At 41.7% G+C, this 23,286-nt stretch carries 22 protein-coding genes and 1 rRNA gene; 6 read left to right on the top strand and 17 right to left on the bottom strand.

The features are described 5' to 3' along the window. Nucleotides 1-119: 119 nt before the first annotated feature. From AB3N61_RS00995 to AB3N61_RS00980, 4 genes are read left to right on the top strand one after another with little or no spacing between them, the layout of a single operon-like run. On the top strand, nucleotides 120-1,124 hold the full coding sequence (locus tag AB3N61_RS00995; RefSeq protein WP_020769564.1) for an LIC_10202 family protein: 1,005 nt from the start codon (nucleotides 120-122) through the stop codon (nucleotides 1,122-1,124). Further along, complete coding sequence (locus AB3N61_RS00990; RefSeq protein WP_367898260.1) at nucleotides 1,121-2,221, top strand: glycosyltransferase; 1,101 nt, start codon at nucleotides 1,121-1,123, stop codon at nucleotides 2,219-2,221. Before AB3N61_RS00995 ends, AB3N61_RS00990 begins: the two co-directional genes overlap by 4 nt. After that, a complete protein-coding gene (locus AB3N61_RS00985) occupies nucleotides 2,218-3,291 on the top strand; it encodes a glycosyltransferase family 4 protein (protein WP_367898259.1) in 1,074 nt (357 codons plus the stop codon). The genes AB3N61_RS00990 and AB3N61_RS00985 overlap by 4 nt, the downstream gene beginning before the upstream one ends. Further along, nucleotides 3,275-4,570: a glycosyltransferase family 4 protein gene (locus tag AB3N61_RS00980; RefSeq protein ID WP_020769473.1), complete on the top strand. Its 1,296-nt coding sequence runs from the start codon at nucleotides 3,275-3,277 to the stop codon at nucleotides 4,568-4,570. Before AB3N61_RS00985 ends, AB3N61_RS00980 begins: the two co-directional genes overlap by 17 nt. A gap of 2 nt (nucleotides 4,571-4,572) precedes the next feature. Here AB3N61_RS00980 and AB3N61_RS00975 read toward each other — a convergent pair whose 3' ends face one another. From AB3N61_RS00975 to AB3N61_RS00965, 3 genes are read right to left on the bottom strand one after another with little or no spacing between them, the layout of a single operon-like run. Further along, entirely contained in the window at nucleotides 4,573-4,893 is a 321-nt protein-coding gene (locus AB3N61_RS00975; RefSeq protein WP_020769612.1) for a DMT family transporter, read from the bottom strand. Further along, nucleotides 4,890-5,705 carry an inositol monophosphatase family protein gene (locus tag AB3N61_RS00970; RefSeq protein ID WP_020769487.1) on the bottom strand — a complete coding sequence of 272 codons (816 nt, stop codon included), beginning with the start codon at nucleotides 5,703-5,705 and terminating at the stop codon, nucleotides 4,890-4,892. The genes AB3N61_RS00975 and AB3N61_RS00970 overlap by 4 nt, the downstream gene beginning before the upstream one ends. 12 nt (nucleotides 5,706-5,717) lie before the next feature. Further along, nucleotides 5,718-6,059, bottom strand: coding sequence for a YkvA family protein (locus AB3N61_RS00965; protein WP_036089619.1), 342 nt, complete (start codon nucleotides 6,057-6,059; stop codon nucleotides 5,718-5,720). Between the two features lie 144 nt (nucleotides 6,060-6,203). On the opposite strand from AB3N61_RS00965, the gene AB3N61_RS00960 reads away from it, so the two are divergent. Beyond that, on the top strand, nucleotides 6,204-6,767 hold the full coding sequence (locus tag AB3N61_RS00960; protein ID WP_020769831.1) for a hypothetical protein: 564 nt from the start codon (nucleotides 6,204-6,206) through the stop codon (nucleotides 6,765-6,767). 45 nt (nucleotides 6,768-6,812) lie between these two features. On the opposite strand, the gene AB3N61_RS00955 is transcribed toward AB3N61_RS00960, so the two are convergent. Further along, nucleotides 6,813-7,751, bottom strand: coding sequence for an RluA family pseudouridine synthase (locus AB3N61_RS00955; protein ID WP_367898258.1), 939 nt, complete (start codon nucleotides 7,749-7,751; stop codon nucleotides 6,813-6,815). 148 nt (nucleotides 7,752-7,899) lie between these two features. Between AB3N61_RS00955 and loa22 the strand changes: the two genes are divergently transcribed. Then, entirely contained in the window at nucleotides 7,900-8,481 is a 582-nt protein-coding gene (gene loa22, locus AB3N61_RS00950) for an OmpA family outer membrane lipoprotein Loa22 (RefSeq protein WP_020769511.1), read from the top strand. Nucleotides 8,482-8,570: 89 nt separating this feature from the next. On the opposite strand, the gene fumC is transcribed toward loa22, so the two are convergent. From fumC to AB3N61_RS00885, 13 genes are all read right to left on the bottom strand, one after another. Further along, nucleotides 8,571-9,965, bottom strand: coding sequence for a class II fumarate hydratase (fumC, locus tag AB3N61_RS00945; RefSeq protein WP_020769780.1), 1,395 nt, complete (start codon nucleotides 9,963-9,965; stop codon nucleotides 8,571-8,573). An 85-nt stretch (nucleotides 9,966-10,050) separates the two neighbouring features. Continuing rightward, on the bottom strand, nucleotides 10,051-12,162 hold the full coding sequence (locus AB3N61_RS00940; protein WP_020769725.1) for a hypothetical protein: 2,112 nt from the start codon (nucleotides 12,160-12,162) through the stop codon (nucleotides 10,051-10,053). A gap of 141 nt (nucleotides 12,163-12,303) precedes the next feature. Beyond that, nucleotides 12,304-13,566 (bottom strand): malic enzyme-like NAD(P)-binding protein, encoded by a 1,263-nt coding sequence (locus AB3N61_RS00935; protein WP_020769629.1) that lies wholly within the window; start codon nucleotides 13,564-13,566, stop codon nucleotides 12,304-12,306. A 59-nt stretch (nucleotides 13,567-13,625) separates the two neighbouring features. Then, complete coding sequence (gene mnmE / locus AB3N61_RS00930; protein WP_020769530.1) at nucleotides 13,626-15,002, bottom strand: tRNA uridine-5-carboxymethylaminomethyl(34) synthesis GTPase MnmE; 1,377 nt, start codon at nucleotides 15,000-15,002, stop codon at nucleotides 13,626-13,628. A gap of 6 nt (nucleotides 15,003-15,008) precedes the next feature. After that, nucleotides 15,009-15,719: an RNA-binding cell elongation regulator Jag/EloR gene (gene jag, locus AB3N61_RS00925; RefSeq protein WP_020769621.1), complete on the bottom strand. Its 711-nt coding sequence runs from the start codon at nucleotides 15,717-15,719 to the stop codon at nucleotides 15,009-15,011. Nucleotides 15,720-15,741: 22 nt separating this feature from the next. Next, a complete protein-coding gene (gene yidC, locus AB3N61_RS00920) occupies nucleotides 15,742-17,601 on the bottom strand; it encodes a membrane protein insertase YidC (protein ID WP_367898257.1) in 1,860 nt (619 codons plus the stop codon). 2 nt (nucleotides 17,602-17,603) lie between these two features. Beyond that, the gene (gene yidD, locus AB3N61_RS00915) at nucleotides 17,604-17,831 is read right to left on the bottom strand and encodes a membrane protein insertion efficiency factor YidD (RefSeq protein WP_020769645.1); all 228 of its coding nucleotides are present in this window, start codon (nucleotides 17,829-17,831) and stop codon (nucleotides 17,604-17,606) included. Beyond that, entirely contained in the window at nucleotides 17,828-18,118 is a 291-nt protein-coding gene (gene rnpA, locus AB3N61_RS00910; RefSeq protein ID WP_232421002.1) for a ribonuclease P protein component, read from the bottom strand. The genes yidD and rnpA overlap by 4 nt, the downstream gene beginning before the upstream one ends. A 39-nt stretch (nucleotides 18,119-18,157) precedes the next feature. Then, a complete protein-coding gene (gene rpmH / locus AB3N61_RS00905) occupies nucleotides 18,158-18,319 on the bottom strand; it encodes a 50S ribosomal protein L34 (protein ID WP_020769764.1) in 162 nt (53 codons plus the stop codon). 139 nt (nucleotides 18,320-18,458) lie between these two features. Beyond that, nucleotides 18,459-18,575: ribosomal RNA gene (rrf, locus tag AB3N61_RS00900) — 5S ribosomal RNA — on the bottom strand. A gap of 57 nt (nucleotides 18,576-18,632) precedes the next feature. Further along, the gene (locus AB3N61_RS00895) at nucleotides 18,633-19,466 is read right to left on the bottom strand and encodes an Fpg/Nei family DNA glycosylase (protein ID WP_367898256.1); all 834 of its coding nucleotides are present in this window, start codon (nucleotides 19,464-19,466) and stop codon (nucleotides 18,633-18,635) included. Nucleotides 19,467-19,474: 8 nt separating this feature from the next. After that, the gene (locus tag AB3N61_RS00890) at nucleotides 19,475-21,817 is read right to left on the bottom strand and encodes a hypothetical protein (protein WP_367898255.1); all 2,343 of its coding nucleotides are present in this window, start codon (nucleotides 21,815-21,817) and stop codon (nucleotides 19,475-19,477) included. 161 nt (nucleotides 21,818-21,978) lie between these two features. Next, nucleotides 21,979-23,238: a pyridoxal phosphate-dependent aminotransferase gene (locus tag AB3N61_RS00885; RefSeq protein WP_367898254.1), complete on the bottom strand. Its 1,260-nt coding sequence runs from the start codon at nucleotides 23,236-23,238 to the stop codon at nucleotides 21,979-21,981. Between the last annotated feature and the right edge of the window lie 48 nt (nucleotides 23,239-23,286).

Genomic DNA, 23,286 nt, shown 5'->3' with positions numbered 1-23,286 from the left:
CCCGAAACTAAGTATTTGTAGATAACCGGCGTTTTGGGACGGACTACGACAAATCGAAGTAAAAATACGATTGTTTTGTCGAATAAGAAAAAAACAATCGAATAAAAGTCCGGGCGCCCATGGAAGAAAGATCCTCAGATATTATAGAAATCAAGGACAGCTCGGTCAATGTCCGCGAGCTCATGGAAGAGATAGAATCTCGGCTTGCCAGGAGACCGGTTTCCAAGGAAGAATTGGAACGTCTTTCTCGTTGGAAGTTTTCTCCTCAATCCCCTGAAGGATACAGGGAGTTCGACGCCGCGGAAACTGCCCACTTATTCGAAAAAGGGATCTCCCCTCCTAAGTTTACGAATCCAAAATTCAAATACATTCGCGGACCGATCCGCTGGCTATTTATAAAACTGATCGAGCTCTACGCTTTCCTGGATAAAAAACTTTCCGAGAATAGAACTCGCGCATTCTACAGTGTTTTGAATGAATTGATCCTCTTAAGAGGAGATCATGAAAAGTTAAAACGCAAATTCGAAAAGTTTTACAATGAGTTTGTAGAATTAAATTATGCTCTCAAAAAAGAGATCAGCCCTGAATTCGTATGGTCAAATGAGTTTTTATACGAAGAAGAAACATTAGAAGAGAGTGAAACTCTGATTCTTTCCAGACTGAACCCTGGAGATTTGGTACTTACAATCAATCCTGAATGGGGAAAATTCCTCAAACAACTTTTAAAAGCGCAGATCGAGTTCAAAGCGGTCACTTGGAATAAGTCCCAATATTCTTATATCAAAGAACATATTACCAATTCAATTTCCCTTCTTTCTTTTGAGGAAGTTCTTCCCGAGTCTCCGCTTCCTTCTAAAATTATTTCCAATTCGAATCTATGTCTTTTGCCGAATTGGGTATTGGAAAAACTTTTTAAATCTTTAGCATCTAAAACTTCGAGCGGAACGGAGTTCATCTTTAGATATTCCAATTATTCAAATAGAATGGTCTCTCCTTTTCAGCCTATCCTTTTGACTCAGATCAGCGAGTCCGCTTTCAGAGAGTTCTTACAAAAATTAGGTTTTAAGAATATAGTGGATACCAAGGCCGGAGACGGTTTCTCTGTGTTTAGTTTCAGAAAATGAACGCTTATCTCCATATTTCCGAATTCAGAGATAAGGACGGGATCGGGAACGATATAAAAGGTTTAAGAGAAGTTTTAAATTCTTCTGGGATCAAGACGGAAATTGTCTGCCAAAATGATCTTAGCGACGGTTCGATCCGAACCTTACAAACGGAAGAACTCCATAACGAGAGTGATCTATCCTCTAATTCCATGCACATTCTGGAATACGGTGGTTCCGGTTATCCAATCGATTTTTTTCTATCCTTTCCAGGCAGGAAATTCGTCCGTTATCAGAATATCACTCCTCCTAAATTCTTTAAACCTTTTGTTTCGACGGATATATTCAGAAGTTTCGAATTGGATTATAAGAAATCCATATTAGAATTACATAAACTTAAAAGATTTACTGAACGTTTTCTTCCCAGTTCCAGATACAGCGCGTCCAATTTGGAAGATCTAAATATAGTAAATTCCAGCGTTATACCGATCGTCAGAAAGTATGGATGGAAGGGCGAAAAACGAAATCGCAAGAACGGTCATACTCTTGGCTATGTGGGAAGATTAGTCCCGAGTAAAAAGATAGAAGACATTCTGTTTCTCTCTTATTTTCTAAAAAAAATAGAACCTAAATACAGGATCCTACTGATCGGAAATGTTCCTAGTATTTTTGAAAATTATTTTACGAATTTAAAGCAGATGGCCAGAGAACTTGGCATCGGTGGAAACATTCAATTTAGAATGGGGGTCCAAGACTCCGAGCTACCCAGATTTTGGGAAGAGATGGACGCCTATATCAGCATGAGTGAACACGAAGGTTTTGGCATCCCTCTCGTAGAGGCATTGAGTTATGATATTCCCGTATTTGCATACGCTTGCACTGCTGTTCCCGAAACTTTAAAAGATGCAGGATATCTTTTCAGAAAAAAAGATCTGAAAAGTTTGGAAAAATTAGCTGAGTGGATCCATTTCATATTAGAATCCCAATCTTCCACTCATCCAGTGGATGGTCCTCATGCTTCTTCTAAAAGGAGAGAAGTTTGTATGGATTACGATTCCATGCCTTACGGAAGAGTTTTGAAACAGATATTCACTTTTAAAGAAGCGGCTGCCTCATGATCTTCAGAAGAAGAGGAGTTCATCAATTTGCAGCCGGTTTTAATTTAGGGGATGCAATCTCAAACGAGATGAACTCCTTAAAATCCGTTTTTAAAAGAATAGGATATTTTTCGGAAATTTTTGCAGAGAATACAGGCCCCGGAACGGATACTTTTGTAAAAAAGTATAAGGCATATTCTTCGAATAGCAAAGACATACTGGTATACCACCATTCTATCCATTCGGACGTTTTGGAAACAGTACTCAAACCTAAGAATTCAAAAATATTAATATATCATAATGTAACACCGGGCCATTTTTTTGAAAAGTACGATCTGAAACTCACTTATCTTCTCCGCAAAGGAAGAGAAGAATTAGAATCTTTACGGGATAAATTTGATAAAGTGTTCGCGGTCTCGGAATACAATAAATCGGAACTTTTAAATCTGGGTTTTGAAGATGTGGACGTGCTTCCGATTACTTACCAACTTCCTCAAGGAAAACAAACTTATAAGGAAAATTTCCCGAAGAATCGACCCAATATTCCCCGCTTCTTATTTGTAGGAAGAATCGCTCCGAATAAAAAACAAGACGATCTGATCCGATTCGCATTTCACTACCTGAAAGCTTACGGTCCTGAGTTCCAACTTTTTATGGTAGGATTCAGCTCCAAAGAATTGTATCTATATAGAGAAGAATTGGAACGTATGCTTGATTTTTATAAATTGAGAAAGAACGTGATTATCACCGATTTTTTATCCGATGAAGAATTAAAATCCATGTACCTGAACTGCGATCTTTTCCTATCCATGAGCGAGCACGAAGGATTTTGTGTTCCGTTATTGGAAGCGATGGTGCATAATCTTCCGATCCTAGCATTCGACGGCGGCGCAGTAGGAGAAACTCTTTCCGGCGCCGGGATCTTATTCAAAGAAAAAAGAATGGATGTGATCGTGGAGCTTGCTCATAAAATGGTAACGGATCGAAACTGGAAAGATCTGATCTTAGAAACCCAACAAAGACGTTTATCTTCATTCTCCCAGATCAACACGGAAACAGTATTGAGGCCTATCCTTGCTAGACTCTCGTAGAAGATTAGCCGTCGTAACTCCTATTTTTTCGGATCATATTTCAGGTGGTTCCGAAAAACTAATCTATCAATATACTTTAATATTATCCAAGTTTTACGAAGTAACCGTTCTTGCGAGCCGTTCTCTCGATTATATCACTTGGAAAAACCAAATACCGGTAAAAGATCTGGAGCCCGTACTTCTTGGAAAGGATATAGAAAAGAAAGTAAGCAGAGAATGGTTGGAACCGGAACCCGGAAATCGGATTCGAGTCCTTCGATTTTCCGTCGATAAAGAAAGAAATATTTCTAAGTTTAATAAGTTTTCGAACAAACTCTTTCGAAATGTCGAATCAGGAAAAAGTGTCGGATCTCAAGAAGAAAAAGAAAGGATCTGGGTAGACATGCAAGGTCCATACTGTCCCGACCTGATCCAATACATTGAGACCAACGAAAGAGATTACGACGTATTCGTGTTCGTATCTTATCTGTATTATCCTATGGTTTACGGGCTTCCCTTAGTCGCAAAAAAGTCCGTTGTAATTCCGACATTGCATGATGAACCTCCGGCAAAATTATCCGTATATTCAAATCTATTCAAAGACGACTCAGCATATTGTTTTAATACTCCTGAAGAGAAAGCTCTCTTTCGTAAATTGTACGGATACGAACCAAGTCTTGGGAATGTGATCGGAATGCATTTGGCGATTCCCGAAGAATCGGAGAAGAAAAATTCCGAGAAAAAAAATCCCCAGGACTCCTTTCAGTTTTTATACGTGGGAAGGATAGACGAAGGAAAAGGTGTGCTGGAGATGGCCCAATACTTCTCCGAATGGCAACAAAGAAGCGGCAGGAACGACAAACTGCTTCTGGCAGGAAGGGGGGATTCCAAACTTCTCCAAAGAATATCAAAGTTTTCTCATGTATCTCCTTTAGGTTTCGTAAGTGAAGAAGCGAAGGACGAACTCATTCGGTCTTCCGATATACTCGTCAATCCATCCCCAATGGAAAGTTTTTCGATTATTATCATGGAAGCTTGGATCCGCAAAAAAGCGGTTTTAGTTAACGGAAGATCGGATGTTCTGAGAGGACATTGTTTAAGAAGTAACGGCGGTTTATATTATTCGGATCTAGATAGCTTTTGTGCGGTAGCGGATTATCTCGTAAACCATGGCGGAGAAAGAGAAGAAATGGGACTAAATGGAAAAAGATACGTTCAGGCGAACTTCAATCCTGATATAGTCGAAAAAAAGATCGCCCATATTGTAGAGAGATGTATCAGAAGAAGATACTCTGAATAAGTTTATTCCCCACCTAAAAACTTTAATCCGATTACGGACAAAATCAAAGTGGAAAGGAAGAAGACCCGCCATGTATTGATAGAATCTCCAAAAGAAAGAATTCCGATAATCGCGGTTCCGGCAGCGCCTATCCCTGTCCAGACGGCATAAGCTGTCCCGAGAGAAATATTTTGAGTAGCCTTATTCAAAAAGTAAAAACTTAAAACGGCAAACACAAAAAATCCGAGACCGTATCTCCAATCCTTAAAACCGTCGGATAATTTCATACAAGTAGTGAATCCGACCTCGAAAAGTCCTGCTAGTACCAATAAAACCCAACTCATATATCTAAATACTCCTGCAAGATCTCTACCATTTTTTCATGCAATACTCCGTTAGACGCAATTAAACTGGTCACGTACGGATGGAATGTGTTATTTGCGTACGTACTCAACTTTCCGCCTGCTTCCTGGAGAATAGCGGCCGCAGCAGTCATATCCCATGGTTTTAGATCTTCTTCCCAGAATGCGTCAAACTTACCTTCTGCTACCCAACAGATATCTAAACCTGCGGATCCCGTCCTTCTTACACCCCGAGATCTTAAGATGAATTTTTTCAGATTGAACATAAGCTGTTCTATCCTCTCTTCTCTATCATAAGGAAAGCCTGTGCAAAGAAGCGCTTTTTTGATCTCTTTGGTTTGAGTAACTTTGATGGGTGTTTTATCTTTGAATGCGCCCTCTCCCAGCATTGCATGATAGATATATCCTAATGCGGGCATAGGAACGATTCCCATCACTGCTGATTTTTTCTCTATATCTTCTAACCCGATACAACAGCAATAGAGAGGAATACGGTGAGAATAATTCACGGTCCCGTCCAAAGGATCTATAATCCATTTGAACTGCGAAGAGCCTTCGTAATTACTTCCTTCTTCGCCTAAGATATGATCGTTCGGAAAGGCCTTCCTTATCTCCGAGACGATCAACTCTTCGGAACCTTTGTCTGCGATCGTGACTAGGTCCGATTCTATACTTCCCTTAAAGGAGATTTGCAGATCTTCTCTTTCATGAGTCTTTTTCAGGAACTCTGAAATAGTAGGGACAAAGTTGAGGAAATGTTGGTATCTAATCTTGATTTCGTTTTGGTAGCTCATTTGAGAAGTTTTTCAATTCTCCGGAGTACCCTCAGGATTGGAATCCAAAAAATCTTTAGCCTTCTTCTTATGTTCTTCCTTTACATACATGGAAGCGGCAGCTAAGACCGCGGCGACGACACCTGCGTCATCTATGTAACCTGCGCCGAATAATATATCCGGGATGGCATCAAAAGGTGTAAGAAAATAAGCTAGCGCCCCTGCAATCGTAAGTTTTGCTTTTAGCGGTGTAGAAGGGTCCAACATCGCATAATATAAAGCGATCGCGTCTGCAAGAAAAGGAACCTTCCCCGCAACCTTCTTCACTTTAGGCCAAAAACCTTGTTTAATCTTTTCTATTCTATCTTCTTCCATAAGCATCAGTAAGTGTAATTATTTGATGAATAACTTAGGATCATCCAGCGAAAAAAAATCCTTAATTTTACATTACAAAAGATGATATTTAATCTAAAATTTCGTCCCAACCTTAGACTTAGTAAATTAAATCAGGAGCTTTGAATGAAACTCTTTCGAATAGCGGCCTTTTTAGTCCTTCTATTTGCGGCATCCGGAACTTGGGCAAAGGATCTTTGTGAAGGAAAGAAAAAAGGTAACATTTATTTTTTTGATAAAGAAATTTCAAGAGACTCTGCCCTCCCTGGAGAAGTCTCGAAATGGAATTTCTCGGGAGAAATGTGGGCTTTACTTTGTTTGGTAGACCCAGTAGGTCCCCAAGAAGCAAATGGTAAAAAGTTCAGGATAGTCATGTATGCCAAACAGACTTCGAATCCTGAAGGAAAATATTCTTCCTGGTCCAACGCCAAACAAGCAGGAGTTTTTAGACCGGAATTATCCGTAGCACGCAAAGAGGTCATTCTATATTTCAATGAAGACTTCGATTATAGTGGATTGAAAGCAAAATTAGATCCGGGAGAATACGAGTTTAGATTCCAAGCTGCAACCGAAAAAGGAACCGGAAAATTGGATATAACCATTGATCTAAAAAACGAAGTCGCATATCTTCAAGAATTAAGAAAGGCAGGCTATGTTGCTGACGGAAAAATTTCCGTTACTTTCCAATAATCTATCTTATAGATCCGAAGACCTTTTATAACCAAGGTCTTCGGTTTAGAAATTCTCCAAATTTGCTTCGAAACTTTCGAATCTTGGAGGCGGGGTGAGAACGATCTGAACTTCTTCTCCCGTAAATGGATCCTTAAATTCTAACCAATAGGATAATAGCAAAAGCCCGTAATTCTCAAAAAGTGCAGCGTTTCTGGAATAAAGAAGATCCCCAACCACAGGACATCTCAGACTCTGAAAATGAACTCTGATCTGATGAGTCCTTCCTGTTTCTAGGTCAGCTTCGATAAGAGAGAACTTTCTACCGTTTTTGGAAACTGCAGTTCTTAAAATCCTATAGTGAGTCACTGAAGCTCTTCCTTTAGGAGTCACAGTCATTTTCAATCTTTCTACGGGATGTCTTCCGATCGGTGCGTCTATTGTGCCTTCTCCTTCCGGAAGTGTGCCTTGCACCCACGCAAGATATTTCTTAGTAATGTTTCTTCTTCTAAACAACTCGGAAAGTTTTGCATGTGCTTGATCGTTCTTAGCTACTATCATAATCCCTTCCGTGGGTTTGTCCAATCGATGCACAATTCCCGGTCTTGATTTCCCGCCGATACTTGAAAGCTCTTTAAATTTGTAGAGAAGTCCATTCACCAAGGTAGCGGATCTATCTCCTGGACCACTGTGGGACGCAATACCCGGCGGTTTTCGAATGATCAGATACTGAGGAGTTTCTTTTAAAACCTCGATATCCATTTTTACAGGAGTTAAGTTCAAGGGAGGTTTAGGAGGAACTGATATATGGAAGTTTTCTCCCGGACTCACCTTATAGGATGATTTCAGTAGAATTTTTCCGGCTCCATCTTTGACCCAACCGGAATCGATCCAATGTTGGATGGACGCTCTAGAAATCTCGTCTCCCAGATAATCCTTTAAAAATCGATCAAGTCTGGATCCCTCAGAGTCAGCGTTAACTTCGGCATGAAGTTCCAGATTCATAATAGTTCTCCTAAGAAATATATAAGCGGGGAAAACGTATCCCTTTCGCACAGAGGTCTAAAAAAGATTTCCCATTTTGCGAGAATAGGTATATTTTGGATAAATTCATCGAAATAAACCCCTACCCTAATTAAGGAAGGAATACAACATGGTAAAAAAAATTTTCAATATCCTGCTCATCGGTGCAACGGTTTTTTCCTTAGCTCTTTGCTCTTCCGCAGACAATAAAGAGCAATCCGCTCCTGAGCCTGGAGAACAAAATTCCGCAGCTTCTCGTAACGTCAACGTAGACTCTCCTGCAGACGCTTTCAATAATCAAATTAAAGACTTCCGCTATCCAGACGGGATCACTCGTCCAGGATTCAGCTACAAAAAAGCTGATGTAAGCGCGGGAGATTTCAGCGAATGGGCAAAAGTGAATATTTCCGTTCTAAAAGAAGGAATCTCTAAACTTCCTGATTCTTGGGCTTTAGAGATCACCGGTCACACCGACCAAGTAGGACCTGAGGAAGCAGAAGGTGATAAAAAAGGAAACGTTTTCTACGGAGAAATTCGTGCGAAAGCTGTTAAACAATCCTTAGTTAAACAAGGAATTCCTGCAAACCGTATCGTTACTAAGAGTGCAGGTTCTTCTTCTCCAGTTTCCGGACTGGATGCAAAAGATCCTAAAAACCGCAGAGTAACCTTCAAGTTTGTTGAAGTGCAGGCAGCTCCAGCTCCACAACAATAATACCTAGGTATTCGATCCGAATTAAAAAGGCAGTGTTTACACACTGCCTTTTTTATACCCTCAGGGTTTTAGAAATCGTTCAGACTTTATCAATCCACACCTGGAGAGATCATTTTTTCCGGAAGGACCCATTGATCAAATTGTTCTGAAGTCAATAAGCCAAGTTCAATCCCGGATTCTTTTAAACTAGTTCCTTTCTTGTGAGCATTCTTGGCGATCTTGGCCGCATTATCATAACCGATATGCGGATTTAATGCAGTCACTAGCATCAAACTGTTCTTTAAATGTTCTTTGATGTTTTCCTTATTAGGCTCAATCCCTCTTGCACAATGTTCTTCGAAAGAAACCGCGGAATCAGCTAATAGACGGATAGAATTCAGAACATTATGAATGATCAGAGGTTTGAAAACGTTCAATTCGAAGTTTCCGGAAGCACCGCCGATATTCACTGCTACATCGTTTGCGATCACTTGAGAAGCCACCATAGTCATTTGTTCGGACTGAGTAGGATTCACTTTTCCAGGCATAATAGAAGAACCCGGCTCATTCTCCGGAATAGAGATCTCACCGATCCCACATCGAGGACCTGAAGACAACCATCTCACGTCGTTCGCTATCTTCATAAAAGAAGCAGCGATGGTTTTTAGAACTCCGTGAGTTTCCACTAGAGAATCATGAGCGGCCAAAGCCTCGAATTTGTTCTCCGCAGAAGTGAAAGGTAGTCCGGTTTCTTTAGCGATTTGAGCCGCCGCTTTTACCGCAAATTCAGGATGAGTGTTCAGTCCTGTTCCTACTGCGGTTCCGCCTAACGCCAATCTGTATACGGAAGGAAGAACTGCTTTCACTCTTTCAATATTGTACTCTAATTGTTTTACATAACCGGAGAATTCCTGACCGAGAGTTAAAGGAGTCGCGTCCTGTAAGTGGGTCCTTCCGATTTTGATAATATCTTTGAACTCGTCCGACTTTTTTTTAAGAGTATTCTTCAATTGTTCTAATGCTGGCAAAAGTTTATTCACTAATTGTTCAGCTGCAGCGATATGCATAGCCGTCGGAAAAGTATCATTAGAAGATTGAGCCTTATTTACATCGTCATTCGGATGGATCGGTTTTTTGGAACCTTTTACTCCTCCTGCGATCTCGATCGCACGATTGGAGATCACTTCGTTGGAGTTCATATTGGTTTGGGTTCCTGAACCTGTTTGCCAAACGCTTAGAGGAAAATGTTCGTCCAGTTTTCCGGAGATCACTTCGTCTGCAGCTTGGACGATCAGATTTTTTTTCTCCTCGGTTAAAAGCCCGAGCTGAGCGTTTACGATTGCCGCCGATTTTTTAAGAACTCCAAGAGCACGGATCATTTCCCTTGGGAAACGATCGTTCCCGATATGAAAGTGATGAAGAGACCTTTCGGTTTGGGCGCCCCAATATTTGGAATCGTCTACCTGGATTTCTCCCATGGAGTCGGTTTCGATTCTAGTTTTCATGAATCCTCCGTTCAATAGTAATGAATTGATCGGGTTGGATTTTCCGGATTCGGAACGTATGTCCTAATCAGAACTCGGGAGTTGATCACTCGTCTCGGAATCTGCGAAGAGTATCCGCTAAGGCTGCAAACTCCGGTTTTTTGGCGGTGACATTCTCCAAATATTCCAAGGTAGAATCCAACCAAGCGGAATCGGATTCTAACTCTTTCCGGATAAACACGTGCCGGATTGAGTTCATGGAGCGAATCTCGATATATCTCCGCTTCTGGTCATAATACATAAGGTCGGCTACTTTGTCTTTTCCGAATTCCGGAGCAGAACTAGCATTCACAACTTCGTCCAACCAAATAATCCCGTTATTTTTTCGGTCCACGTAATCGATCGCTTTCTGAACCTTCGCCGGGATTAAAGTGGATTTTTCTTTAGGACCTAAAAGTACTCCCAAAGATTTTTTCTTTTTAGGGGTTTCCTTTTCGGGTTCCCCGGAACTTCCAGAGTTACTTTGAGACTTCTTACTTTGTTTGGAAGGTTGAAATTCGTCTGCCGGCTCAATGTCCTTTTTAGCGGAAGGGGAAAGATTCACACCGAACAAACTAAGTATCCATTCTAAAAGTTTCACCAAGATGGATTTTGAATCTTGGATCGCTTTCAGTCTTTGCTTTTCGGTTTCCTTTTCCCAATCTGCAATCGCCTTAGATAAGCGGATCTGTTCGTCTATCACTAACTCGGGATCCACACCTTCCGTTACATCCTTTAGAAAAGCGTAAATTCCTTTCGGCTGCCCGTTCTTACGGATCAAAGTGTGAATAGAGGTCCTTCTTTCCTTATTATTTAAAAAGGAAGAAATCACATTTTCCAAAGCGAGTGCTACGATCCCGGGACCGCCACCTGTTACTCTTTCTCTAGTAAGAATATCGTTTCTCGTTTTGAATCTTTCCAAGACCTGATCCAAAACTTCCGTTTTCGTAAGACCAGCTGCTTGGATGGATGAATCCTTGATCTTCAAAGCGCCCAAATCGACAACAAAAGGTTCTTTGGATTCTCTAACACGGATCACTATATCACTAAAAGCTAAATTGATTAAGGATTCCTTTCTCAAGCTGGAAAGAGAATCCATAGAATTTAGTAGTACTTCGAATGCCTGCAAAAATATGTCCGAACCTTCCCAGGTTTTTCCGGAAGTGAATGCAGGGTGTTTGGATAATTCTCTCAGATAATCCGGGCCTTGCTCGGTTCCGGAAGGACGGATCCATCCTGCTTGTTCTCCGGGAAGAAGAGACATTAAGATCTTCCTAGACAAACCTATAAATAATTCGAAAATGATCTCTATCTCGGTCTCTTCGTTCGCGTTCGGTTTTTTAGTATCTATAGAAATTTCACCCACAAGCTCTTCCAAAGAAGGTTGGATGACGTGGAACTCCAAATGTAATCTTAATAAAGGAGGGCGGCTTCCTCTTTTTTCTAACGCGAGTAACGCGTCCGGGTCCGTTTTGATCTGTCCCAAAAAGGAGATAATCTCATTCGGTTTTTTACTTAAGATAGAAATTAAAGAAGTCAGTATATCTTCTCTTATCTTAAAATTCCTTTGTAGAAAAGATTCTACGGAAAGTGTCTTAACGTTTCTCATAGAGTAAGGAAGATTTTTGGAATCTTGGAAATCCAAAGGATTTCCTTTCTCGTCCGTATTCAGATACTGTCGAATCACCCAATCCCTTAATTCGCCGGCAGATCTTCTATCCGCCAGATTGATGTCCCTTCGGAGAAGGAATTGTAAAAACGCGGCTGCGGACTGGGCTAAACAAGCGGACTTGATCTTTTGGATCTGATCCGCTCTTCTCGAAGCTGGACGTATAGCAACATTCGCTAGTCCCAATTCTTTTGTTTCTTCCGAAACGAATAGATATTGGTATAAAACAAAACCGTTCTTATCTTCGAAGTATTTTAGGTCCGCGGGTTTTAAAAATTGTAACTGTTCGAATTTTGCGAGAGCAAAAGGAGAATAATTGAATAAGAAGAAGTTCTCCACTCCTTTCTCAATCATATCCAAATCCCTCATCGCTTTGGGAGTTGTTTGGAGAAGAAGATTACGAAGTTCCTCTTCCGGAATGAGATCGATACGATCTACCGGAATTACGCCTAATCCCTCCGAGAGCGGATCCGAAGCGGGGGGTGTGGAATTATTTTCCATTTCGGGCATAAATTCTTCCCTTTTGCTCCGATCTTGATTTGGCTTTTTTTTAAGCCGAGCTAATATAATATTTTCGGAAACGAATACATGCTTTCTTGAGCAGGTTCCAAGAGTATTAGACTAAATTCGGAACTTCTTTAGAATTCGGTTTTAAAACCTCATCAAACCTTCTAAGAAGGAAACGTAATTTTCCCTTCCAGGATATGGTCTTCTTGCCGTCCCACTTTGGACCGCAGCCTCCGCAACCGCCGGAGCCACATGGTACAATACTCTTTGATCAAAAGGTTTAGGGATCAGATAATCAGGACCGAATACGAATTTTTCGCCACCGTAAGCAAGGCTGACCGCATCAGGAACATCCATCCGAGCAAGTTCGGCCAAAGCGCGAGCCGCGGCCAATTTCATTTCCAAAGTGATATGCTTGGCCCTTATGTCCAAGGCTCCTCTGAAAATAAATGGGAAACCTAATACGTTATTTACCTGGTTCGGCATATCACTTCTTCCGGTTCCCATAATAATATCAGGACGGACCTTTTTAGCAATCGCATACGGAATCTCTGGATCCGGGTTAGCTAAAGCAAAGATAACCGGATTCGGAGCCATAGATTTTACCATGTCTTCCGTAACCATATCAGCTACGGAAACTCCCACAAAAATATCCGCATCCTGCATAACGTCTGCCAGAGTACGATCGTTTGTCTTTTGGGCATATTTTTGTTTGGTAGAATTTAGATCCGTTCTTTCGGTATGGATCACACCTTTTGTATCCACTAAGAAGATATGTTCTTTTCGGATACCGATATGTTGGACAAGTTCCGCGATCGCGATCCCTGCGGCTCCCGCCCCACAGACCACCATCTTTACGTCGCTAGGACGTTTTTTATTGATCTCAAATGCGTTCAATAATCCTGCAACAGTGATGATCGCCGTACCATGTTGATCGTCATGGAAAACCGGGATATTCATTCTTTTGATGAGTTCTTCTTCTATATAAAAACTTTCAGGGGCTTTGATATCTTCCAGGTTAATCCCCCCGAAAGTTGGCTCAAGCATTTTGACCGCTTTTATAAAATCATCCGGATCTTTTGCATCTATCTCTATATCAAAAACGTCAATCCCGGCGAATTTTTTGAAAAGTACCGCCTTACCTTCCATCACAGGTTTTCCTGCGGAAGCTCCGATATCTCCCAGACCCAGGATTGCGGTTCCGTTAGTGATGATTCCTACCAGATTCCCTTTGTTCGTGTATTCATACACTAGATCCGGATTCTCTTTAATTTCCAGACAAGGATAGGCAACCCCGGGAGAGTATGCTAAGGATAAGTCGAAGGAATCTCTAGTCGGCTTTGTCGGAACAACTTGTATTTTACCCTTTGGATGAAGGGAGTGATATTCGAGGGATTTTTCTCTCATAACGATAAAACCAATTTTTCGACGATCGGGCCTAGGTTCTATTCTATTTCTGAAAGAGCTTATTTCCCAACGCAGAATTTACTAAAAATTCTTCCTAAAATTTCTTCCGTGTCCACTCTTCCGTTTACTTCTCCGATTTGTTCCAAAGCGGAATCAATTTCTTTGATGTAAATCTCAGCTGGGGCCCCTTCTTCCATTAATGTCAGACAGTTTTCCAGGCTTCGAGTGATAGAAGAAAAATGAAATCTGTTCCTTTCTTCCAAAAGGACATAATCTTCAGAACTTTCTAGACCTTGTAGTTTGGTGGAAATTTCGGAAACCAAAGTATCCAATCCTTGTTTCGATTTGCACGAAACTTCGACTAAAACGGTTCCGGGATAATTTTTCTTTAAGATGGATTGAGGATCCCAGCTTTGATCTCTTATATCCGATTTATTTGCCGCGACTATAGCGCCTTCTAACTTAGATTTGTTCTCTTCCGCAAACTTGTCCCAATCGTTCTTTTGAGAAACATCGATCACAAAAAGTCTTACGTCTGCTTGGGAGAATTCCTTCTCACTTCTTTCGATCCCCATCTTTTCGATGGTATCGCCTGTCTCTCGAACACCCGCGGTATCTATGAGTCTGATTGGAACTCCGGAAAGTAAAAAGTCCTCACTGATATAATCTCGGGTGGTTCCCGGAATTTCAGAAATAATTGAACGGTCTCTTCCCAAAATCAGGTTCATCAAACTGGACTTACCCGTATTCGGTTCACCATACAAGACCACCCTACTTCTTTCCAAAAGAGTTTCCGTCTCACTGGATCTTTTCAGCAGGTTGGAACAAATATTAGAAATAGAACGAATTCTTTTTTTTCTTTCTTCGAATGACTCGAAAGTAAGATCTTCCGTTGAAAAATCGATCTCGGCTTCACATTCCGCTTTTAATGAAATCAATTGACTTCTTAAATTTGACGCGAGCCTGGAAATTTCTCCAAACGCATTTTTTTGGGCCAGTTCCAATTCGAATCTGGAACGAGCACCTATAATTCTTCCGATCGCCTCAGCTTCGTTCAGATCTATTTTACCGTTTAAGAATGCTCTTTTTGTGAACTCACCCTGCTTCGCAGGTCTTGCTCCGGAACGAAACAAACATTCTAAAGCTTCTCTAAGTAAGATTGGATTTCCGTGAGCGTGGATCTCGCATAGATCTTCACCTGTAAAAGAATTCGGTCCGGCAAAATAGATAAAAACTACTTGGTCTAATTTTTTTCCCCCGTCTACAAAACGACAGGTATATGCATTACGAGGTTTGATAGAAGAAAGAGGAAAGGCTCCCTCAAAAAAGGATAAATGCCTGTAGGCGATAGGAAGCGCTTCCGGTCCGGATAACCGAAGAATGCCTATGGCCCCGGCCCCGGAAGCTGTGGAGATAGCTGCTATCGTATCAGCCACGACCGATCAGTAGTCGTTTACTTCCTCGAGTAAGTCCCCGTTAGGGCTTTTTTCGACGACGTCTTTGTACTTGTGTCTGTCTTTCATCGGAATGATTCGGACTTTCTTATAAGTACCGTTCCCTTCCGATCTAGTGAAAACTTTTTCGTTCTCTTGTAGAGCCATATGAACGATCCTTCTTTCGAAAGGATTCATAGGCTCAAGTAATTTGGACTTACCGGATTTTGCGACTGAAGAAGCTACCGACTTGCTCAATCTGATCAAGGACAGTTCTCTTTTGTCTCTGTAAGATTCGGTATCCAAAACGATCTTACGACCGTGACGGATCTTAGAATCCACCATCAAGTTTACCAAAAATTGAAGAGCGTCTAAAGTAGCTCCTCTCTTTCCGATAATCAGTCCCGATTCGCGGCTGGTAAGTTCGATATAAATCTTTCCGTCCACGTCTCCCATTCCGACGACTTCCGCTTCCACTCCCATCTTGCGGAGAAGTGTAAGTACAACTCCATGGATGATCTTTTCAGCCGGAATATCGTAGTTCGAAACGAAGGCTCGAACAACTGCCGGTTTTTTTTGTGTTAAACCTAAAAACCCGGACTTACCGGATTCGACAGTTTCGAAACGAATGTCTCCGGGCTCCAGTCTTAAGGTTTCTAACGCGATCTCTTCGGCCTCGGCTTTTGTTTTTCCTTCGGCTTCGAAAATATAGTTTTCCATATCGTATCCTCGATATATGAATTCACACTTTTACAGGGGTCTCGTCTTTTTTACGAATATTGGTCAACCACTGTTGAGCAATGGAAAGGATGTTAGTCACAGTCCAATACAAAGTCAGCCCCGACGGCATGCTCCAGAGGAAGAACACCATCATCACTGGCATTAAATACATCATCATTTTTTGGTTCGGGTCAGTCTGCACGGAAGTCAGTTTCATCGAGAGGAACTGAGTTCCCACCATCAAAAGTACTAATAAGTTGATAGAAAGCCCGCTCGCAGAAATGAAAGGGATCGCAGGAGAAGTCCAGATAAAATCAGGCTCGCTCAGGTCCGAGATCCAAAGAAAAGGTGACTTCCAAAGATCGATCGTATCAGCAAACGCAACGTATAATGCGAAGAAGATAGGAAGCTGGATCAACATAGGAAGACAACCACCCAATTGAGAGAGCGGATTCATATTATGTTTTTTGTATAATTCCAACATCTTCTCTTGTTTTTTTGCCGGATCGTTCGCATACTTCTCGTTTAACTTTTTCAGTTCCGGAGAAAGTGCACTCATCTTCTTCATTGCCTCTGCCTGTTTCTGGTTGAGAGGATAGAAGACTAATTTGAATACTAATGCAAAGAGTAGAATACCGAAACCGTAACTTGGTATCGTGTATTTATAAGATTGTTGTAGGAACCAAACGATACCGTTTCGGATCGGAGTGAAAATACCTTGGTTAAAGGATTTGTTCAGATCGGCGCTCAAGCCTGCAAAAGTGGACTTAGGATTTTTAAACGGATCCAGTTTGGGATCTCTGAATAACATCCCGTCCCATTCTCTGATCCCGACATAGTTTGCGAATTCAAGAGTTTCTTCTTTTCCCGGATCTACAGTGATATTAGAATAAGCTAAGATAGTTCCTGTTTCGTTTTTCTTTCTATTATCTAAAAGAATTCCTTCCGCAGGATGATTCAAAGTGTCCGCTGCGGCCAAGAAGTAACGGCTGCCGGAACCGATATAGTCCACACCTTCTCCGCTACTCCAAACTTCTTTATAAAATTCGTTTCCGTTCGGATGTCCGAAGAAGAAGTTTCGAATGCCTTCCCAGAATCCCCAAGCGTCTCCACCGTCAGCAAAGTCCTTCTCACTTCCGTCCATTCTATAAACACGGAAAAATTTCGACAATTCTTGAGCGGTAGCTTCTCTCTCTAAAGGAAGAGGTCCTAAACTTCCGAAGGTCCTTAGGTAAGCCGGCTTGTCACGATCTCCGAAATAGAGTTTTTCTTTACCCAAATTGGTGATGGAGATCTCGGTTTTGAAATAATTTTCGTGAGGGAAAAATCTAAATACTTTTTTAAGAAGAACGCCCTTTTCGTTAGCTGTGAAAGTTATACTTTGATCTTCTTTATTCTCTTCTGCTTTAAAATTCAGATGATTCCATGCCGAAGTAGCTACATCTTCTTTTCTATGAGAGAAGTTGAAATCGAAACCTTTTCCTCTGGAAAGTTCGATCGCCTTGATCTTTTCGCCGTCCACTTCGATCTCTTGGAAGTCCGCTCTGGTGATATTGATCTCGTTTCCTTCGACATCCTTGTAATTTCGGATATAGAATTTTTCGATCCTTCCCCCCAAGCTGGAAAGAACAACGATATGCGCTTCCGTTTTAAAGGTAAACGTTTTGATGTCCTTAGGATTTGTAGTCGTTACAGGTGCGGGTTTAGGTTCAACCTTGGTTTCCTGTTTTACGTTTTCTTTATTTTCCGAAACGGGAGTTTGTTCGGTCTTCTGTTGTTGTTTCGGTTTTCCCGATTCGGGGTTGAAGTAGTAGGTTACTAAAAACCAAACTCCCATGGATAAAATTAACGCGAGAAAAAGTCTGTTTTGTCTATCTTCCATTCCTAATTCCTTCTAGGGTTGGGTGGTAAAGGGTCATCGCCTGCAGCGAAAAGGGGATTACATTTTAAAATTCGTTTTGTACTTAGATAAGTTGCCGACAAGAAATCGTATTCTTGGAAGGCCTGCATTGCATATTCGGAGCAGCTAGGGTGAAATCTGCAAGAAGGCGGAAGAATAGGTGAGATCCAACGTTTGTAGAATCGGATCAGAAAGATGGCGAGTCGGTTCATTTTAATCTACGAGCGAGTAAACCCAAACAAGCCAGAAGTTCGGTATGATCCTTTTCGAATAGGCCCGGTTTCGCAAGTATCGCGATATCGAATCCTTTTGGAAAAAAGCCTGCGGTTTCGGCCACGGCGGCTCTTAATCTTCTCCGTATCCGGTTTCTGCGAACGGCTTTTCCGACCGAACGTTCAGGGCAGTATAAGAACCTGTTATTTTCCAGGCCGTTTCCCCGATAAATCACCGTGAGAGGAGGATTGGTTACCCGTTTTCCGGAAGCAAAAAGTTCCCGGATGTCCTTCTTGGATGTAAGTGTCTCTTCTATATGGGTTCGTTAGAATTTTTTACCAGTTCTTTCGTCAGAAACGGTCAACTTGTAACGGCCTTTAGCTCTTCTGCGGGAAAGGACTTTTCTTCCGCCGGCAGTCGCCATTCTGGCGCGGAATCCGTGGGTACGGGCACGTTTAATCCGGCTGGGTTGGTATGTTCTTCTCATATGGTTCCCTGTATCTCTAAGATTGCATTTTAAGACCCTGGGTAAGTCTTACCGGTTACCATTTTTACCGGAGAACCAAGGGTCAATCCGTTTCTTTGGCGGATTTTCACTATAAAATATAATGGAATAAATAATGACAACCCGGCAACGTCCTACTCTCCCACACAGCGAACCATGCAGTACCATCAGCGATGAGAGGCTTAACTTCCGTGTTCGGGATGGGAACGGGTGTGACCCTCTCTCTATAATCACCGAGAATCTATGGACAGTTTGAAAAATTTGCTTGTACTGTCAAGTGCGATTTATTTCCGGTTCAGAGGGTTTTATTCCAATCAATGAACTGTTCCCCAGGCACTCTTTGGCAATTGGGACAGAAGAAGGAATCGTGACCCAAAACATTTGCCCTACGAATCGTGGTTCCACAGCGGGGACAGGCTTCATTTTTTCGATTTCGAACTTTCACATGGTCTCGAACTTTAAAGTCCAAAGGTGCCTGTTTTTTTCGAATGTAATCTATAGATTCGTTTAATACGGATTTGATACTCTGGTAAAGTTGGATCTTTTCTTCTTCCGAAAGTTTATTGCATGGAGTTTTGGGATGGATTTTGGAATCAAAAAGTATTTCATCCGCGTAAGCGTTCCCTATTGCGCTAAGTTTGGTCTGGTCCATGAGAAAAACGCGGGTTTGCTGGCGATTTTTCTCTATTCTTTTTAAAAATTCTTCCAGAGTAAAGTTTTCGGAAAGAAGATCCACTCCTTGGTCAGTAAACTTCGGGATTTGGGAAAAATATTCTGGTTCCGTAAAATAAACCTTCCCCATATGCACGTCGTCCGCATAATTCAGGATCTTATCCTGGAATTTGATCCGAACCGCCAGGTCCTTCTTCTTATATTTTGGATCTAAAGAAAATCTTCCTGCAAGCATCGGATGAATGACGATATTTTTTGGACCGAATTTAAAATTCAGAAACGGTCCAGTCCTTTCCAAACTTTCAAAAGTAGAACCTATAAACGACGTTTCCGATTTCCCGCCGCAAAGATTGCGAACTACAAGAGGATCTAAAATCTCTATCTCTTGGATGACCTCCCCCGGGAGTTCTTTTAAAAGACGTTCTTGAATGACTACCAGATCCGGAAGTTCGGGCATAGTTTTTCCTATTTCTTTTTGCGGCTAGGAAGATATTTGTAATATTCCACTTCGATCGTATTGATTAAGAAAGTATAATATTTAACGAGTTTTTTATCGTATTTTTTCTTTTGAGCTTCGTTTCTTAGAAACTCGGAAATCTGGTCGCGGATCAAAGGCGCTTTTAAATCAGAATGGCTCAAAATGATGGTGCTTGGCATTCCGACCGGGACGATCTCATCAGGGATCGCAATTGTGGCCGAGTTTTGCAGAAGAGCATATTCGACTGTGGATGCTACCTTATCGTCATCCGACTCGGTCCTAAGATGAGCCACTGATTGGCGGATATTATCTATATTGTCCCAGATCTTTTTGCGAAGAGATTTGGAATCGTGGATCTTATCCTGGATCTTGGTGAATCTGTTCGGAAATACAAAACGTTCTGCGCCTTTCGCAATCAAACTTACTTTCTTTTCTTTTGGGCTTTCTGCCTTTCCGAAATGTTCATCCGCATCATCGTCGTCACCACTCGGATAATAATCGCTTACTGTGGAAATTCCGGAATAACTCGCAGCGAATCCTCCACCACCGCCGGAAGATTTCGGAACTCCACCCGGCCCGATATCAGATTTATCTCTATCTCTGAAGAATACTGCGAGTAAACCACCGATCACAAGTGCTACAGGAAGTCCAACTAAGATCACGCCCGCCGCATTAAAATGGACACTCGCGATCAGGAAGAACAACATAGTCCCCACAAATCCGAGAAGTCCCATAGAAAGATTTATCTTCTTCGCGAGTGCTTCGCTTTTTTGGCGATCTTCTACTTCCCTCTCCATGAGAGCCGCATCTTGCTGTAATTTCACTACGTAATCCGCTTTGAGCATGGAATTGAGTGCAGGATTTTTAGAACTGATCAACGAGGCATGGATCTCTTTCGCTATATTAAGTTCCTTTTCTGCTGCCGGGCTTATTTTAGCATCAGCGGTTAACTTGTGAAGAACGGCAGCCATATAACCGGGATCAACTACATATACCTCAGTAGTTCCGTCTTCTCTCTTGACCTCTTTTAGACCGAATTTGGTTTTTAGATCTGCAACAATCTCATTCGTATATTTGGAAACAAGTTCAGGATCGGCGATACCAACGGCATCCAAACGTTTTTCAGGTACGAATCTGTAAAGGGTCAAATTGTTTTGAGAATGTTCCTTTATTTGAATGTTCAGACGATTCTTCAAACTTTTGAAAGCGCCTTCTATCTTTCTTTCACCCAAGAGAGATTTTTCTTGGATCAATTTTCGGATGATCCGAATGGATTGTTGGCAAGTCTCGGCTACCCTTTTTCCGAGATCATCTTTTTCTTTATCGAAAGGAAAATCTTCTACAAGCTGAATGAGCGCTTCTATCTTTTCACTATTTTGTTTTTTACCGGGTTCCGCATTTCCATGTAAAGTTTCAAAATCTTGGATACGAGCTCGGAACAAATTGTAACCTGCTCTCTCTGCAAGTTGTTTTAAATAAGTAAGAGCGAATACTTCCAGAGCATCGCTTTGAGCCCTATAATGTGCGATTACTTCCGGTTGGTGCACGTAAGTCCCGTCCGCATTGAGTTGTAGATCATCCAAGATCAAATGATAATCCGGAAGAATTTCGACTACCGCACCTTTGTTCTTTGCGTAGTTTGCAAAGTCCGCGAGGAAATCATTCATCGGTATATAACTATACGGTAGGAATCCTCGCTTAAGAAGACTTGCCATCTCCGATTGTAAGGAAGCAAGTTTAGGGTACAGCCAGATCTGCCCACTTTTGTTTTTATGAAGAAGCATACCCCCAGGACGATCCTCTTCCAATACACGCGGCTTCTTTGCTCTATTATTTAAAATAAGATCGATGGTTTCTTCCGAAAAAGAAAAGCATGCCTTTCGGAAAGGAGTAACATCGGTCTTAGCTTCTTTTTGAGGAGAAGCGACTGCGATCTTAGCTAAAACCTTGTTCCCGTTTCGGACCAAAAACGGATAGATCAAAGCGGATTTATTCCTTCCCCTCTTTTCGATATCCATTAATTGCCGAAGAGCCATATCGATGGAAGGAGGAGACTTAGCTTGCTCGCTTAAGTTCCTATATTTGTTCAGAAGTTCCCCTAGTTTATCGAGGGTGAGAAGGTAAGATGGATGAACACTTTTAGAGCCGTGTTTTTCGGTCTTTTTATGCCAGTCACGAAGTTCGTCCAGGATACAACGCGCAGTGGCAGAAAGTCCAACAGCTCCATCATTTAAGAAGATATAATCCGGCGCCAGGGCCTCCAGATCAGGGGCCTTGTTTTGATTGGAAGCTAGCTCCTCGAAGGATATTTCCTGCTCCAACGTTTCCATGTTTTGCACCGTACCGGAACAACAATCCGAGTTAGGAAATTTTCTATCGTTTCCTTCCGACCAGGATCTCTAACGGAAAGAGAGATTGAAACAATTTTATTCCGCTTTAAATCGACCGAAATTAGCTCGGAAACTGAGGTACTTATTAGATAGCCGAAGTTTTAGTACGGACAATAAGTACTTAGGATTTCGCCTATTTTTCGAATTCCTTCTTGGATTTCCGAATCTTCTCTGGCAAAACTAATGCGAATAGAATCCTCGCCGTAACTCACACCCGAATTAGTAACCGGATAGAAATATTTCCCCGGCACGATAATGACCCCTTTTTCCTTTAATATGGGATAAAGTTCGGAAATATTTTTACGGAGTCCGATAAATTGAACCCAAAGGAAGAAGGCTCCCTCACTATCATGGATCCTATATTTTAATTTGCCCTTCCATTCTCGTCGGATAGAAGAAATTGCAACTTCCCTTTTTTTGAGATAGTACGGTTTTACTATGTCTCGAGAAAGTCTGAACCATTCTCCCGATCTTACGAATTCTAAGGCTATGTATTGACCCAGATTTCCGCCGGCCAAGTTTAGAACAGCATTCGCTTTATTTAATGTTTTTACTACTTCCGGGTCTCCTAAAACAAACCCTGTTCTAATTCCAGGTAGACCTATTTTAGAAAAGCTGAAACTTTGGATCATTCCTTCCGAATGAAAAAGTCTCTCATCGGAATAAACGATCCCAGGGAAAGGAAACCCGTACGCGTTATCCAATAAGAATGGGATCTTCCTACTTCTCGCAAATTTGAGGATCAGTTCCAGTTCTTCTTTTTTCGCTACCCTTCCGGTTGGATTTGTAGGACGGGATAGGACCGCACATCCAAGATCATCCTTTATCGTATCAAAAGAAGAAGAGTCCAACTCATAACGAAATCCGTCCTCCCCTGTAACAATCTCTTTAGCGAATGAATACGTAAATGAATCGGGATTTAAAGGTTGGTCCAAGTAACCTATATATTCGGGTAAAACCGGTAAGAATATTTTTTTGAAACTGCCGTCCTCGAATTTTCCCGAGTAAAAATTCAATAAAAGATAAAACGCATTTTGGGAACCGTTCGTGATCGCAATCTGCTCCTTGGAGATCGAGGTCCCTGTCTCGGAGCTTAATAAGGAAGCAAGGATTTCTAAAGTTTCTTCTTTGCCTGTGGGAGTTTCATACTTTCCCAGAATAGAATCCCAGGCCCCGGTAGCGGTGAATTTATTTAGGATCTTTTTCCAAACTTCTTCCACTTCCGGAATTAAGGAAGGGCTCCCTCCTCCCAACATAGAGACCCCGGGCGAAAGATTACCCAGGTCCTCCATCAATTGCCCGATCCCGGTTTGGTTACGGAATTTGGCTCCGAATTTGGAAAAAAGGAAATCTTGGTCCATAAGGTTATTCCACTTTTCTTTTGGCAAAACTGCCGAAAAGATAATCTA

Source organism: Leptospira sp. WS58.C1 (genome assembly GCF_040833995.1).
Taxonomy (GTDB): domain Bacteria; phylum Spirochaetota; class Leptospiria; order Leptospirales; family Leptospiraceae; genus Leptospira_B; species Leptospira_B cinconiae.
This window is presented reverse-complemented; position numbering and strand designations above follow the sequence as displayed.

Bases quoted from the DNA above. Each gene is read 5' to 3' on its own strand.
- AB3N61_RS00995 (WP_020769564.1), top strand. From the start codon at position 120: ATGGAAGAAAGATCCTCAGATATTATAGAAATCAAGGACAGCTCGGTC.
- AB3N61_RS00990 (WP_367898260.1), top strand. From the start codon at position 1,121: ATGAACGCTTATCTCCATATTTCCGAATTCAGAGATAAGGACGGGATC.
- AB3N61_RS00985 (WP_367898259.1), top strand. From the start codon at position 2,218: ATGATCTTCAGAAGAAGAGGAGTTCATCAATTTGCAGCCGGTTTTAAT.
- AB3N61_RS00975 (WP_020769612.1), bottom strand. From the start codon at position 4,893: ATGAGTTGGGTTTTATTGGTACTAGCAGGACTTTTCGAGGTCGGATTC.
- AB3N61_RS00970 (WP_020769487.1), bottom strand. From the start codon at position 5,705: ATGAGCTACCAAAACGAAATCAAGATTAGATACCAACATTTCCTCAAC.
- AB3N61_RS00965 (WP_036089619.1), bottom strand. From the start codon at position 6,059: ATGGAAGAAGATAGAATAGAAAAGATTAAACAAGGTTTTTGGCCTAAA.
- AB3N61_RS00960 (WP_020769831.1), top strand. From the start codon at position 6,204: ATGAAACTCTTTCGAATAGCGGCCTTTTTAGTCCTTCTATTTGCGGCA.
- AB3N61_RS00955 (WP_367898258.1), bottom strand. From the start codon at position 7,751: ATGAATCTGGAACTTCATGCCGAAGTTAACGCTGACTCTGAGGGATCC.
- loa22 (WP_020769511.1), top strand. From the start codon at position 7,900: ATGGTAAAAAAAATTTTCAATATCCTGCTCATCGGTGCAACGGTTTTT.
- fumC (WP_020769780.1), bottom strand. From the start codon at position 9,965: ATGAAAACTAGAATCGAAACCGACTCCATGGGAGAAATCCAGGTAGAC.
- AB3N61_RS00940 (WP_020769725.1), bottom strand. From the start codon at position 12,162: ATGCCCGAAATGGAAAATAATTCCACACCCCCCGCTTCGGATCCGCTC.
- AB3N61_RS00935 (WP_020769629.1), bottom strand. From the start codon at position 13,566: ATGAGAGAAAAATCCCTCGAATATCACTCCCTTCATCCAAAGGGTAAA.
- jag (WP_020769621.1), bottom strand. From the start codon at position 15,719: ATGGAAAACTATATTTTCGAAGCCGAAGGAAAAACAAAAGCCGAGGCC.
- yidC (WP_367898257.1), bottom strand. From the start codon at position 17,601: ATGGAAGATAGACAAAACAGACTTTTTCTCGCGTTAATTTTATCCATG.
- yidD (WP_020769645.1), bottom strand. From the start codon at position 17,831: ATGAACCGACTCGCCATCTTTCTGATCCGATTCTACAAACGTTGGATC.
- rpmH (WP_020769764.1), bottom strand. From the start codon at position 18,319: ATGAGAAGAACATACCAACCCAGCCGGATTAAACGTGCCCGTACCCAC.
- AB3N61_RS00895 (WP_367898256.1), bottom strand. From the start codon at position 19,466: ATGCCCGAACTTCCGGATCTGGTAGTCATTCAAGAACGTCTTTTAAAA.
- AB3N61_RS00890 (WP_367898255.1), bottom strand. From the start codon at position 21,817: ATGGAAACGTTGGAGCAGGAAATATCCTTCGAGGAGCTAGCTTCCAAT.
- AB3N61_RS00885 (WP_367898254.1), bottom strand. From the start codon at position 23,238: ATGGACCAAGATTTCCTTTTTTCCAAATTCGGAGCCAAATTCCGTAAC.